This is a genomic window from Parahaliea mediterranea (assembly GCF_003402235.1).
GTDB lineage: Bacteria > Pseudomonadota > Gammaproteobacteria > Pseudomonadales > Halieaceae > Parahaliea > Parahaliea mediterranea.
On the sequence record NZ_QEWO01000001.1, the window covers coordinates 893,982 to 907,528 of the forward strand.

The 13,547-nt window shown below is 65.4% G+C and carries 9 protein-coding genes; 7 read left to right on the forward strand and 2 right to left on the reverse strand.

Features of this window, described 5'->3' with window-relative positions:
- Positions 1-95: 95 nt before the first annotated feature.
- Together DDZ17_RS03865 and DDZ17_RS03870 are read right to left on the reverse strand one after the other, a co-directional pair.
- Positions 96-1,268 carry a TAXI family TRAP transporter solute-binding subunit gene (locus DDZ17_RS03865; protein WP_157976426.1) on the reverse strand — a complete coding sequence of 391 codons (1,173 nt, stop codon included), beginning with the start codon at positions 1,266-1,268 and terminating at the stop codon, positions 96-98.
- Between the two features lie 204 nt (positions 1,269-1,472).
- A complete protein-coding gene (locus tag DDZ17_RS03870; RefSeq protein ID WP_116364598.1) occupies positions 1,473-3,587 on the reverse strand; it encodes a dipeptidyl-peptidase 3 family protein in 2,115 nt (704 codons plus the stop codon).
- Between the two features lie 288 nt (positions 3,588-3,875).
- Between DDZ17_RS03870 and DDZ17_RS03875 the strand changes: the two genes are divergently transcribed.
- The 7 genes from DDZ17_RS03875 to DDZ17_RS03905 all read left to right on the forward strand — a co-directional run bounded on the left by DDZ17_RS03875 (position 3,876) and on the right by DDZ17_RS03905 (position 13,533).
- Complete coding sequence (locus DDZ17_RS03875; RefSeq protein WP_116364599.1) at positions 3,876-5,411, forward strand: peptide MFS transporter; 1,536 nt, start codon at positions 3,876-3,878, stop codon at positions 5,409-5,411.
- A 113-nt stretch (positions 5,412-5,524) separates the two neighbouring features.
- The gene (locus tag DDZ17_RS03880; RefSeq protein ID WP_116364600.1) at positions 5,525-8,299 is read left to right on the forward strand and encodes a M1 family metallopeptidase; all 2,775 of its coding nucleotides are present in this window, start codon (positions 5,525-5,527) and stop codon (positions 8,297-8,299) included.
- 93 nt (positions 8,300-8,392) lie between these two features.
- On the forward strand, positions 8,393-10,666 hold the full coding sequence (locus DDZ17_RS03885) for a hypothetical protein (RefSeq protein ID WP_116364601.1): 2,274 nt from the start codon (positions 8,393-8,395) through the stop codon (positions 10,664-10,666).
- Positions 10,667-10,811: 145 nt separating this feature from the next.
- Complete coding sequence (locus DDZ17_RS03890; protein ID WP_116364602.1) at positions 10,812-11,096, forward strand: hypothetical protein; 285 nt, start codon at positions 10,812-10,814, stop codon at positions 11,094-11,096.
- Positions 11,086-11,349, forward strand: coding sequence for a hypothetical protein (locus DDZ17_RS03895; RefSeq protein WP_157976427.1), 264 nt, complete (start codon positions 11,086-11,088; stop codon positions 11,347-11,349). Before DDZ17_RS03890 ends, DDZ17_RS03895 begins: the two co-directional genes overlap by 11 nt.
- Positions 11,346-12,962: a PepSY-associated TM helix domain-containing protein gene (locus DDZ17_RS03900; protein ID WP_116364604.1), complete on the forward strand. Its 1,617-nt coding sequence runs from the start codon at positions 11,346-11,348 to the stop codon at positions 12,960-12,962. The genes DDZ17_RS03895 and DDZ17_RS03900 overlap by 4 nt, the downstream gene beginning before the upstream one ends.
- Before the next feature lie 190 nt (positions 12,963-13,152).
- A complete protein-coding gene (locus tag DDZ17_RS03905; protein WP_116364605.1) occupies positions 13,153-13,533 on the forward strand; it encodes a DUF1428 domain-containing protein in 381 nt (126 codons plus the stop codon).
- Positions 13,534-13,547 lie beyond the last annotated feature (14 nt).

Here is a 13,547-nt window from a genome sequence, read left to right on the forward strand (position 1 = left end):
CACAATCACGTTATAAGTAAGAGGCGCGCAGTGTAGCGGTGGCGGCCGGCCAAGGCAGGGTGGTGGCGCCGGAAAGCCGGCAGCAGCAGCAGAAGTTAAACCGCAGCGGCCTTCGCCTGCAGTTCGGCGCGAATGCTACCCAACAGATCGGTGAAGATACGAAAGCTCTCGTCCGCCGACAGCTTTTCGTGGATCAGCAGGCGATAGGCTTCCAGCTCCAACTGGCGCACTTCTTCGAGCAGTTCGGCGGCGGGCTCGTGCGGCGAGCGCTCGCGTATCACCAGCAGGCGGCTGTAGAAGGTATCCACCCGGTCTTTCTTGCGCTGGGTGCGCCAGCGCAGCAGGCCAACCACCCCCGTCGCCAGCAGAATGGCCAAGTAAACCAGCAGGTTGATGCTGTCGGCGTAGCGCTCAAGCGGTGTCGGCTCGTCCCGTTCAAAGTAGCGGCGAGCGCCGGGATGCAGGGGAAAGTTGAGCTTCTCCCGGTCAAAACGCTCGCTCACCCAGCTGAAAATATCCGGCTCCAGGGCGGCGAACAGGGGCTTCTGCTCCACCAGCAGGCGGGTCAGGGCGTAGATGCGCTCTTCATCGATGGCCTTGGCGCTCACCAGCAGGGTGGCAACCGACAGGGATTGCAGCGGCCGCTCGTTGCCCGGCAGGTTATAGGTAAGCGCGGGGATTTCCATCGACTTCAGCTGGGGCACCAGCAAGCTGACCCCCTCGCGCAAAAACTCCGCCGCCGCCTCGCCGGCATCCGCCAGCGAGACCAGGGAATAGCCGGGCTGGTACCAGGGGGTCGACTGGGGGTTGATCGGCCCGAAGTACACGATGACATCGGTCACCCCGCTTTGCAGCTGATTTACCCGGTGCAGGCGATTGGCCAGAATGCCCGCCCGCTGCGCCGCCAGTGACAGGAAGGTCTGCCCGGCGTGGGAATCATTTACCACGTAGACGCTGATGTCCTCCCCCGTCTGGCGCTTCTGCGCCAGGCTCACCCCGTCGCGCACCAGCAGGTGCAGCACGCTGCGGTAGAGTGGAATCACCGTGCGCACACCGCTCTGGAAGGGGGTGCTGTTATCGATAATGCCGAGGTCGGCATAGCCCTCCGTCAACGCCTGCAGCGATGACAGGTCGGCGGGGCCGCCGCCGGGCACGATGTCGAAGTGCCCCTCGCTGGCGATGGCCGCCTGCAGGGCTGTCACGTCAATCTGCTGGTAGGTCAGGGCATGCAGGCGCAGCGGGCCACCGCGCTCACAGCCAGATAGCACCAACAACGCGACGCACAGCGCCAGAGCGCACAACGGACGCTGGCGCAACGCTCGGAAGATATGGCGAACACTGTGCGGGATCATGCGCCCGAGCATAGTGCGAGCCCGGGCAAATAACCAGCCAGGCGGACCGGCAATGGCAGCGCCGGCCCGCGCAGGCAAAGGCGCGGCCACCGCTGCCGGCAGGCCGCACGCCGGCCTGACTCAGCCGTTTTCGTTGGGCAGGAAGGAATAGTGCTCGGCGTAGTAGAGCATCTGTTCCTCGAAGGTCTGGGGGTAGCTGATGGTGACATCGACAATCTTGCCGTCTTCCACCACCGGCTCCAGGTAGGGATTCACAAAGCCCTTGTAGGGCGCCACGTCCAGTTTGGCGAAGCGCTCCAGTACCTCGGCGTGCAGGGCTGGGTCCACCTGGGTGCCGTAATTTTCCACCAGGTGCTGGATGGCCTCGAAGTCACCCTCAGATTTGATGCGCTGCAGTTCCCGCAGTTGCTGGCCGAAAATGTCGCGCAGGGCGGCGTAATCGTTGATGACAAAGTAGGTCTTGCCCTCGCGTACCCGGCGCTCGATGACATTGTTGTCCTTGCCCATGTCCATCGCCCAGCGCGCCACCATGGCGCGGTTGCGCATGTGGGCTTCCTCGATCAGCTCACCCGGCTTCAAGCGGTACAGCTGGGTCATAATGCCGTTACGAATGTAGCCATCGTACTCGGACTGGCCGGCTTCCATGTTCGGCATGACGCCCAGTTCCACCAGCTTCGGGTCCATCATGTAGTAAAGGGCCACCAGGTCGGCGCGGCCTTCCTCCAGGGTGGAGGCGTACTGCTTGAGGGTTTCCTTGGGCGTGCCCACGCCGGGGTTGATCTTGCCGGAGGCGTGGCCGATCACCTCGTGCATGTCGGTGTGCAGGGCACCGGTGACCACTTTGTACTTCTCGCCGCGCTCGATCTCCGCTTCGTCCCAGGCGAACTCGTGCAGCGCCTTGCTGGGCACAGCGTTGTAGGCCGACACTATGTTGGACAGGTTCACCGATTTGGAGCCGTGCTCGGCGCGGATCCAGTTGGCGTTGGGCAGGTTGATGCCGATAGGCGTGCTGGGCGAGGCGTCGCCGCTCTCGGCCACCACGGTAATCGCCTTGCCGAGAATGCCCTTCACATTGGCGCGCTTGTGCTCGTCCATGATCGGGGAGTTGTCCTCGAACCACTGGGCCTGGGCGCCGATGGCGGCAATGCGCTTGCTGGTCTGTTCGTCGCGGAAGGACACCACGGATTCAAAAGAGCCGCGGTAGGCGATGGGGTCGTTGTAGACCTCGATAAAGCCGTTCACCACATCGATGCGCGAGTCGCTGTCTTCCACCCAGGCGATGCTGTATTCGTCGAAGGTGTGCAGGTCGCCGGTTTCGTAGTATTTCACCAGCAGTTCCAGGGCCTTGCGCTGCCTGTCATTCTCGGCCACGGCGATGGCCTTGTTCAGCCACACCACAATCTGCGCAATGGCCTCGCCATACAGGCCGCCGACTTTCCACACCTGCTCCTGCAGTTCACCGTCGGCGTTTTTTACCAGCCGCGAGTTCAACCCGTGGGACACCGGCTGGTCGCCGTCGTCGGCGGACTGGGCGGCGTAGAAGTCGCGCACTTCCTGCTCGGTGACATCCTCACCGTAGAAGTTCACCGCCGAGGCGGCCACCTTGTCCACGTCGGCGGCGGTGTTCACCTTCTTCGGGGCGATGGCGGGGTCGAAGAGTATCGGCGTCAGCTCACTGATCAGCCCGGCCACGTCCTGGCCTTCGCGGAGCGGCAGGTCACCGGCTTCTGCCACGGCGGTCACAAAGCCGGCAAGGTCTTGCTCACTGAATTCAGGCTGGAATTTCAGCGTGGAGTAATGGTGGTGGATACCGTTGGCAAACCACACCTGCTTGGCGTAGGTCATAAACTGGCCGAAGGCCTCGGTGTTGCGATCGCCCGGGTAGTTACGCACCACCGCTTCCAGCGTGCGGCGAATGCGCAGGTTGTGACGGTAGTTCTGGTCCCACATGATGTCGCGGCCGGCGTAGGCGGCCTGGTGCAGGTAGTAGAGCAATTCCTTCTGCCTGGCGCTCAATGCCTCGAAGCCCGGCACCGGGTAGGCCAGCACCTGGATGTCCGCAAAGCGGTCGATAACGTAGCGGAAGTCCTCGTCCGGCGCCTCGGCCGCCTTGGCGGGCTCGGCCTGCACAGCGGGTGCCGGGGGCGGCGCGCTGGCGGAGGTGACGGGTGATTGACTGTCGTTACAGGCCACCAACAGGGCGGCGGCGATGGGAGCCAGAAGGCATTTTTTCATAGGATCCTGCTATTTTTCTGGATGGGGGCGCGGGGATGGGCGCCGGGAAGAGAGTGCGGGCCCCGGTAGGCTGCGCCGCCCTCTCCTGATCAAACTTTCGCCAGTTGCGGCGAGGCGGCTATGATACCCACTATTGCCCCACCGCGCACGGTGGCACAGCCGTCGGGCCACCCGGCTTTTTCGCCATTCGGTTGAGGGCAGCGGTCACTTTTTCGTCATATGGCGATAATCCCTATAATGACGCCACTGGCCACAAGCCTGGCCCATCACAAAAAGGAACGTCTCAGCATGACCAATGCGACAGCGAGCGCCGCGGCCAACCCCGCCGACAGCGGCTTCTTTGGACACCCCAAGGGGCTTTCTACCCTGTTTTTTACCGAAATGTGGGAGCGCATGAGCTATTACGGCATGCGCGCCCTGCTGGTGCTGTTCATGACCGCCAGCCTGCAGCAGGAAGGCCTGGCCTTCACCGTGGCCACCGCCACCGCCATCTACGGCCTGTACACCGGTTCGGTGTACTTCCTCGGCCTGCCCGGGGGCTGGATTGCCGACCGCCTGCTGGGCGGGCAGCGCACGGTGTTCTGGGGCGGCGTGATCATTATGTGCGGCCACATCGTGCTGGCCATTCCCAGTAGCAGCACCTTTTTTATCGGCCTGATTCTGGTGGCCTCCGGCACCGGGCTGCTCAAGCCCAACATCAGCGCCTTGGTAGGCCAGCTCTATTCCGATGACGATGTGCGCCGGGACGGCGGCTATGCCCTCTACTACATGGGCATCAACATGGGCTCGGTGCTGGGTTACACCATCTGCGGCTACTTCGGCGAGAACGTGGGTTGGCACTGGGGCTTTGGCGCCGCGGCCGTGGGCATGGCCGTTGGCCTGATCCAGTACCGCCGCACCATCGATAACCTCGGCGGCGCCAGCCTCGCGCCGGAGGTGCCCCTGTCGCCAGCCGGTGCGCGCAAGGCCTGGATGGGTATCTGGGCGGCCGTGGCCGCGGTGGCCGTTATCACCGGGCTGGCCCTGACCGGCAAACTCACCATCAACGCCGTTGCTCTGGCCCAGTACACCGCCATTGTCTTTACACTGATTTTCTTCGCCTACTACGGCTTCATTTACTTCAAGGGCAACCTGAGCGACGCCGAGAAAAAGCGCCTGTGGGCCCTGTTTCTGGTGTGTATCGCGTCGGCCTGCTTCTGGTCTGGCTTTGAACAGGCCGGCTCGTCCCTGAACCTGTTCGGGCGCGACTATACCGACCGCATCATCGGCTCCTTCGAGATGCCCGCCTCCTGGTTCCAGAACGTGAACCCGATGTTCATCGTGATTCTGTCGCCCTTCTTCGCCGCCCTGTGGATCAACCTCGGCAAGCGCATGGTTTCGCCCTCCTATGGCATGAAATGCGCCATCGGCCTGATCATCATGGCCAGCGGCTTCATCGTGATGTTCTTTGCCGCCCAGTACGCGGCCCAGGGCTTGAAAGTGGCGCCCTACTGGCTGATCACCACCTACTTCCTGCACACCGTGGGCGAGTTGTGCCTGAGCCCGGTGGCCCTGTCGGCGGTGAGCAAGCTCTCGCCCAAGCGCTTCGCCGGCCAGATGATGGGGGTCTTTGTGCTCACCTACTCCATCGGCAATATCATCTCCGGCCTGCTGGCGGGCAACTTCGACCCCAACAACGTTGAAGAGCTGCCCAATCTCTACCTGCAGATCAGCCTGTTCAGCATTGGCATCGGCATCATCATTGCCCTGATCAGCCTGAAGGCAAAACAGTGGGAGGGCCTGGGCGGCAAACCCGCTGTGGCTGTGGCCACCGATACACCCTAGCGCGCCTCGCGGGCGCGGCCCTGTGCGGCCGCGCCCTCGGCCGCCGGGGCCACCCCACCGCCAAACCTGCTCCAACCAACCCGCCAACCGTTACACCCACCCGAGAGAACCCCATGACCACCCTGCACTCGATGACCCGCCTGCGCCAGGCGCTGCGCATGAGCCTGGCCCTGTGCGGCGCCGCCCTGCTGGCGGCCTGCAGCCCCGAACAGGCACCTGCCGACAAAGCAGCGGCAAGTGCGGCAGCAACCGCCGCCGCACCCGTCGCATCGCAGCCCTCCACACAGTCTTCCACACAGCCCGACGCAGCGCCTTCGGCACGCCTGCCGGCGGACTGGGTGCAGCCCAGCCACTACGACCTGCAGCTGAGCATCGACCCCCGCCAGGACACCTTCAGCGGCAGGGTGCGCATCGATGTGAATATCGCCGGGCGCGACAACTTCTGGATGCACGGCAACGGCCTTGAGGTGAGCAGCGCCAGGGCCATTCTGCCGGACGGCCGCGCAGTGCCGCTCACCTGGGAACAGGCCCTGGCCACCGGCACGGTGCAAATCACCGCGCCAGAGGCGATAGACGGCGCAGCCACCCTGGAATTTGAGTACCGCGCGCCCTTCAACACCAGCCTGGAGGGCCTGTACAAAGTGGACAGCGGCGGCGAGAGCTACGCCTTCACCCAGTTTGAGGCCACCTCCGCCCGCCTGGCCTTCCCCGCCTTCGACGAGCCGGTGTTCAAGGTGCCCTTTGATATCCAGCTCACGGTGCCGGCAGAATTCAGCGCCATTACCAACACCCCCGAGCAGCGCGTGGCAGACAACGGCGATGGCAGCAAAACCATCACCTACGCCACCACCAAACCGCTGCCCACCTACCTGATTGCCTTCGCGGTGGGGCCCTTTGATGTGGTGGAGTACGAGCCCATCCCCGCCACCGCCCAGCGCAAGCAGGCCCTGCCCCTGCGCGGCATCACCACCCAAGGCAAGGGCGACGAAATCCGCTACGCCCTGGCGCACACCGCCCCCATCGTGCAGGCCATGGAAGACTACTTCGCCACCCCCTACCCCTACGCCAAACTGGACATCATCGCGGTGCCGGACTTTTCCGCCGGCGCCATGGAAAACGCCGGCGCCATCACCTACCGCGAGCAGCTGATCCTGCTGGACGAGGGTGCGCCAGTGAGCCAGAAGCGCAGCTTTGCCGTTACCCACGCCCACGAACTGGCCCACCACTGGTTTGGCAACCTGGTGACCCCGGTGTGGTGGGACGACATCTGGCTGAACGAATCCTTTGCCACCTGGAACGCCTACATCATCCTGGACAGCCTGTACCCGGATGAGCACTACCGCGAGGCCCTGCTCAACAGCAGCGCCAACGTCATGGTGAACGATAGCCTGGCCAGCGCCCGCCAGATCCGCGAGCCCATCACTCGCCACGAAGACATCGGCTCCGCCTTCAATGGCATTACCTACCAGAAGGGCGGCGGCGTGCTGTCCATGTTCGAGGCCTTCCTGGGCCGCGACTCTTTCCGCGACGGCATTCGCCACTACATGCAGGCCTTCGCCTTCGGCAACACCACCGCCCACGACTTTATCGGCGCCATTGCCGAGGCCAACCCCCAGGTCAACAGCGACGACCTCAAAGCCGCCTTCCGCAGCTTTATCGAGCAGCCCGGCCTGCCCATGCTGAACACCACGCTGGACTGCAGCAGCGGCGCGCCGCGCCTTGCCATCAGCCAGCAACGCTACCTGCCGGCGGGCTCCACCGGCTCCAGCGACCAGCGCTGGATTGTGCCCGCCTGTATCAGCGCCTTGCAGGCAGACGGCAGCAGCAGCCAGTGCTTCCTGATCAAAGACGCCGAGCAAACCGTTGAACTGGACACAGAGCAGTGCCCGGGCGCGGTGCTGCCCAACACCGGCGGGGCCAGTTATTACCGCTGGTCGCTGCCCGGCGAGCAGTGGCAAGACCTGCTGGCGCGCTTTGACACACTCAGCAGCAGCGAGCAGATTTCCGTGGCCGGCAGCCTGAGCGCGGCCCTCAACAACGGCAGCCTGTCGCTGGATGAGTATCTTGCCGCCGTCGGGCCCATTACCCGGGTCAGCTCCTGGCGGGTGGCCATTGCACCGCGGGCCGACCTCTACAAACTCAAGGACCACGTGCTCGCCGGTGACGACCGCGCAGCCCTTTTGGGGCGCATGCGCGACTGGTACCGCCCGGTACTGGCCGACCTGGAAGCGCTGCCCGAGCTGAACCCGGACCAGCAGCAGTTTCGCACCCTGCTGCTGTCTACCCTGGGCCTTGGCGCCAACGATGCCGACATCCACGCCCGCCTGGTGAGCGCCGGCGAAGCCTTTACCGGCTTTGGCGCGGATGAACAGCTGCACCCCGATGCCATCGATGCCAACATCCGCTACATCGCCCTGCTCGCCGGCATTGAGGCCCACGGCAAACCCTTCGCCGACCTGTTGTGGCAGCACTTTCTGGCCTCCGACAACGCCCTGCTGCGCGAATACCTGCTGGGCGCCATGGCCTGGAGCACCGATGCAGAGGTGGCGGCATTGATGCGCGAGCGCATCCTCTCGCCCGAGCTCAGGGACAACGAAATCTTCGACATCCTCGACAGCCAGATGGCCCACGCCGAAACCCGCGATGCCCTGTTCGACTGGGTGGATGCCAATCTCGATGCCCTGCTCGGCCGGGTGGACAGCTGGCGCAAGGGCCAGTTGCCGGCCTACTTTGACCAGTTCTGTTCCGAGCGCGATGCCAAACGGGTGGAAGCCACCTTCGCGCCCATCATCGACAGCCTGGAATCCGGCCCCCGCTACCTGGCCAACAGCCTGGAAACCATTCGCCTCTGCGCCGCCTTTGCCGAGCTGCACCGCCCGGCGCAGTAAGTCGTCTTTGCCCTGCCCGGCACTGGCCAAGCCGGGCAAAAGCCCGTACATTTTCAGGCCTTTAATAACAACACCAGGGGCGCACGACGCGAGGTGCAGCGCTTTAACCTCACGTTCAACGGGGACATACAACCAGGCCGTGACCGCAAGCGGGTCAGGCGCCAGTTTGCCGAAATTCTGGGCATTGAGGACGCCGCCCGTCTGGACGCCTGCTTTAGCGGCGCCCCCATCGTGCTGTGCAGCGACCTGGATCGCAAAACCGCCGCCGACCTCTATCACCGGCTCGACCAGATCGGCGCCGCTGTTCATCTGACCCATCTGCACGGTGAAAGCCCCGCCGACGGTGATGCCCCGCCTGTCGCTAATGCCCTGCCTGTCGTTAACGCCTCGCCTGTGGAAGGTATCGACAGTGGCGGCAATGCCGAACAGCGCCGGGCCGAGGCGCGCCGCCGGGCCATCGCGCTAGAGCGCAAGCTTGCCGGCGAGCAGAAAGCGCAGCACCGGGCCCGACTGGCCCGAGGCCGCGCACCCATCCATGCCGACTGCCCCAACCTCTACGCGCTGGCCCCCTTTCGGGTGACCACCGCACTGCGCGAGCGGCCCGCCCGCGCCCGCCAGCTGGCCCGGCGCTACACCGCCGGTGCCCTGGCCGCCCTGCTGCTGTGGCTAGCATGGCAGGTGGCCGGGCCGGCCCTGGCACCCGCGCCGCCCCCCGCCGGCCCACTGGCGGCGGCCCCGTTGGAGGATGGCGGCCTGGCCCTGCTGCTACCGGATCAACTGCTGCTGCACGACCGCGCCGGCGTTGGCGAGACTGCCCTGCCCCTCGCCGCCCTCGGACTCAGTGACCCGCGCGCCATCACCGCAGGCGCAGCTTCGGCCAGCCACTTCCTGCTGGCACGCAGCACAGGTGCCCACCCAGCGTCTGAAATAAACAGCGCTGAAATAAACGGCGCTGAAATAAGCCGTGCTGAAACAGGCGGAGCTGAAACAAACACCAGCGGCGCCCCGGGACTGTTCCGCTGCCACCTGCCCACCGCGGTATGCGCGCCACACGGGCCGCAGGATACCCTGCCCACCGGCATTGCCGTGCACCCCGCTAGCGGCATGATGCTGCAGGCCCTACCCACGGCCGGCGTGCTCCGCAAACTCGATGCCAGCGGGGCGGTGGTGGCCGAGGTGGAGCGAGATTTTCGCGCTTCTTCTTCCAGCTCCGACCCCAGCTCCGACCCCGGCACCGAAACCCTCTCTGGCCCTGGCCCACGCCCCGCCCTGCTGGCCCGGGACGGGCTGCTGTACATTGGCAGCACCGAGGGCCCGGCCCTCAGCATTCTGCGCTACGAGGACGGCGCACTCGGCCGGCAGCTGGACGAGGTGTTTTTCATGGCACCGCCGGCGCTGGAGGCCGGTTTCCAACAGGTGCACACCTTTGCCGCCAACAACCGCCACTGGTGGGTTGTGCTCGCCCATCCCGCATCCGGCGCACGTGGCCTGTACCAGTTTGACGCCCGCTTTGGCTTTGAGCGGGCGCTGCCACTGCCGGCGGGCTTTGTGCCCGAGCAGCTCATGACCTGGGGGGGAAAGCTGCTGGTGCTGGACCCAAACCGCAGCGCGCTGCAGCGCTTTGGCGCCGACGGCCAGCCGGAGGCGCCCCTGCAGTCCGACCTGCTGGACGCGCTGACGAACGAGCGCAACGGGGCCCTTGCGCGCCATGCCGCCATCAGCACCGGGTTGAATACCCTGCTCTGGTTGCTGGTGATCGGCTGTGCCGCCCTGGCCGCACTGCACGGGCTGCGCCAGCAGGCCTTTGTGGCCGACAGCCTGCGCGGGGCAGAGCCGGTGGACTACACCGCTTCAGCGGCCAACTGGGTGGCAAAACCGCCCCAGCGCCAGGCGCGGCTGCGCCGCCTGGCGCGCCTGTACCTGTCGGCAAGCTGCCTGCTGCTGGTGCTGGCAGTGCTGGCGCACATCAGTCCGGCCAGCCTGGCCGCGTTGACCCTGCTGCTGGGTGGGCCAGCCCTGGCCCTGTGGCTGTATCTGCGCAGCCCCACCGGCCATATCGCCGTGCTGGAGGGCAAACTATTGCTGGTAGACCACCGCAATGTCTACCACACCGGGCGCGATGGCCGTATTTTCTACCGCGGCTGGTTTTTGATGATCGACGATGTGCTGGTGTACACCGGTCCCAGCTACCTGCCGGCCTTTGTGCCCAGCGCGCTACAGCAGCACATTGTGCCCCTGGTGGAGCACGGCCAGCGCATGGGGCGGCGCGGCCTGCTGGCGCGCCTGATCGAAGGCCGCCACCCGCTGGCACAGACCGCCGGCATCCTGCTGGCCAGCACCCTGGGGGCTATCGCGCTGGCGCTGTAGGTGGCGGCGTCCTGTGGGTCAATGCCCTGCGGTCCTGTCGCCCTGAATAGCCAGCCACGCAAAACCGCAGTCGTACTGTCGCGCCCGTGCATCTACAATGGGTGCCGGCATTGGCCGACTCCCGATACCCAACAGTGAACGCGCAATGATCACCCCGTTTGGCACCACGCTTACCACCACGACCGCCGCCATCACTGCTACCCTGCTCGCCGCCGCCCTCACCCATGTGGCCGTGCGCTACTGCCAGGGTATGGCGCGCGGCCTAGCGCTGGGCCTGGCCGGTGCCGGCTTTGCCGTTGCCTGCTGGTTTGGGGCCTACACCCTGGGCGGCTTCTGGGCCAGCTTTTACACCCTGCTCAGCCTGTATTTCCTGGCGTGCATTGCCGCCCCCTGGGTCGACCTGCTGGCGAGGCGCTACCGTGCTCGCTAGGTCGCTGGTGGCGGTGCTGCTGTCGCTGCCGGCCACCGTGGCCCTGATCGGCCTGTTCCTGGCGCTGGTGCCGGCCAGCAACGCACTGGCCCTGCCCGCCCTGTTGATGGCCTTTGTGCTGTGGGTGGCCCTGGCCTCGGCCAGTTACCTCATTCCCCGGGCGCTGCCCGCAGCCCTGGTGTTGCTGGCCATTACCGGCATCAGCTTCGCGCTGCTGACCTTACTCAAGCTGGCCGGGGTATCGGCGGTATGAAAAACAGCACGCTCAAGAGCTTCCTTGATGTGCACAGCTGGACCGGCCTCGGCGCCGGCCTGGCCCTGTTCATCGCCTTCTACACCGGCGCCATCACGGTGTTCATGCACGAACTGGAGGCCTGGGACAGTTACACCGACCAGGCCCAGGCGCTGGAGCCGCCGGCGCAGGCCCAGCAGTTGCTGGATCAGGTGCTGCAAACACCCTACGCCGCGCAGATGGAAGTGCTGCGCCTCGACCTGGCCAGCCCCGAGCACCCGCGTCACCAGGCCCGCTGGTTTGAACGGCAGGATGACGGCGACTTCAAGCGCCACGAATTTCGCCTGGCCCCCGGTGGCGAACTCGACACCGCCCTGGACACCTCCCACCTGCCGGGCTTTATCTACCGCCTGCACTACACCGCCGGCCTGCCAGACAGCTTCGGCCTCTATGTGCTCGGTTTCGTCTGCATCATCTACGGCATCGCCCTGGTATCCGGGGTGATCCTGTTTTTGCCCAACGCCCTCAAGGATCTGTTTGTCGTGCGCCCAGGGCGCAACAAAAAACGCTTCTGGCTGGATGCCCACAACGTGGTGGGCGTGCTCAGCCTGCCCTGGCACATCATGTACGCCTGGAGCAGCGCAGTCATCGGCATTGGCCTGCTGTTGCTGGCCCCCTTCCAGTGGCTGGTGTTCGACGACGACCTGATGGCCACCGTGGGGCCGCAACTGGGCTTTATGGAGCAGCGCCAGGCCAGCGGCGAGGCGGCGGCGCCCCTGCCGGTGGCACAGCTGCTGGCCATCGCCCAAACGCAGGCCCCGGGCATGACACCCACCCAACTGCGCTACAACCACCCGGGCGACGCCAGCAGCACGGTGATGGTGCGCGGCAAGGCCAATGCCGACACCCTGGCTTCCGGGGTCAACGTGACCCTCGATGCCACCAGCGGCACCGTGCTCGGTGTGAACCACCCGGCCAGCGCCAGCGGCGGGGCCACTTTTTACAAGGGCCTGCTAGCCCTGCACTACGTGGAGTTTGGCGGCTACCCGGCCAAGTGGGTTTATTTCGTCCTGGGGCTGGCGGGGGCCTTCCTGTTCTATTCCGGCAACCTGCTGTGGGTGGAATCCCGCCGCCGCCGGCGCAGCGCGGAGCAGTCCCCGGCCACTGTGTTCATGGCGCGCCTGAACAGTGGCGTGTGCATCGGCTGCATGGCCGGTGTGTCCGCCGCCTTCCTGGCCAGCCGCGCCAGTGCCGGCCTGGACAACCGCCCTGAGCTCACCGAACTGGCCTACTTCGCGGTGTTCTTTGCCGCCATCGGCTGGTGCCTGCTGCGCCCGGTGGCGGCCGGCGCGCGCGATTTGCTCTACCTCTGCGCCCTGCTCACCGCCGCCATCCCGGTGCTGGATGCGATCGACATCAACATGCCCCTGTGGCGCGCCGCGGGCCAGGGTTACTGGGACCTGTTCTTCGTGCAGCTGCTGGCCATTGGCGGTGCCCTGGCCTTCTGGCGTATGGGCAGGGCTGTGCATCTACGCTCCCGCCATGGGGTTGGCAACAGTGTGTGGTCAGAGCCCCCCGCGCCGGCGGCCGAGCATCCCCCGCGCGACAACGCCCCGCTTAACCTGCCGGACTGAGCGCCAGCACGCGCCTGCAAAACTCTCGCCTGCATAAATAGAGGTGTCGCCTGTCGATACGCCGCTCCCAACAGCGACTAGGGTGTAGCAGTACCGTTCAGAGACGGGTGTAAAGACGGGTGTGGCAGCACCAATCCTTGTCACCTGCGCTTTGCACCGCCCACGCCATGTTCCACAGGAGAACAACACTATGAGCTACATCGATGGATTTGTGATTGCCGTGCCCCGGGCCAACCGGGAAAAATTCACCCACCACGCCGAAACGGCGGACAGCATTTTCCTGGAATGGGGCGCCCTGCGGGTGATTGAGTGCTGGGAAGACGATGTGCCGGTGGGCAAGCAGACCGACTTTCGCCGGGCGGTGCAGGCCACCGACGACGAAGCGGTGGTGTTTTCCTGGGTGGAGTGGCCCGACAAGGCCACCCGCGACAAGGCCATGCAGACCATGCAGCACATGATGGAGGGCGATGCGCCAGACCCGCGCATGGACCCTGTGAAAAACCCCATGCCCTTTGATGGCAAACGGATGATCTTCGGCGGCTTTACCCCAGTGGTGGACCTGGCGCCGTAGGCAGGCCGCGCCGC

Bases quoted from the DNA above. Each gene is read 5' to 3' on its own strand.
- DDZ17_RS03880 (WP_116364600.1), top strand. From the start codon at position 5,525: ATGACCACCCTGCACTCGATGACCCGCCTGCGCCAGGCGCTGCGCATG.
- DDZ17_RS03905 (WP_116364605.1), top strand. From the start codon at position 13,153: ATGAGCTACATCGATGGATTTGTGATTGCCGTGCCCCGGGCCAACCGG.
- DDZ17_RS03870 (WP_116364598.1), bottom strand. From the start codon at position 3,587: ATGAAAAAATGCCTTCTGGCTCCCATCGCCGCCGCCCTGTTGGTGGCC.
- DDZ17_RS03890 (WP_116364602.1), top strand. From the start codon at position 10,812: ATGATCACCCCGTTTGGCACCACGCTTACCACCACGACCGCCGCCATC.
- DDZ17_RS03900 (WP_116364604.1), top strand. From the start codon at position 11,346: ATGAAAAACAGCACGCTCAAGAGCTTCCTTGATGTGCACAGCTGGACC.
- DDZ17_RS03875 (WP_116364599.1), top strand. From the start codon at position 3,876: ATGACCAATGCGACAGCGAGCGCCGCGGCCAACCCCGCCGACAGCGGC.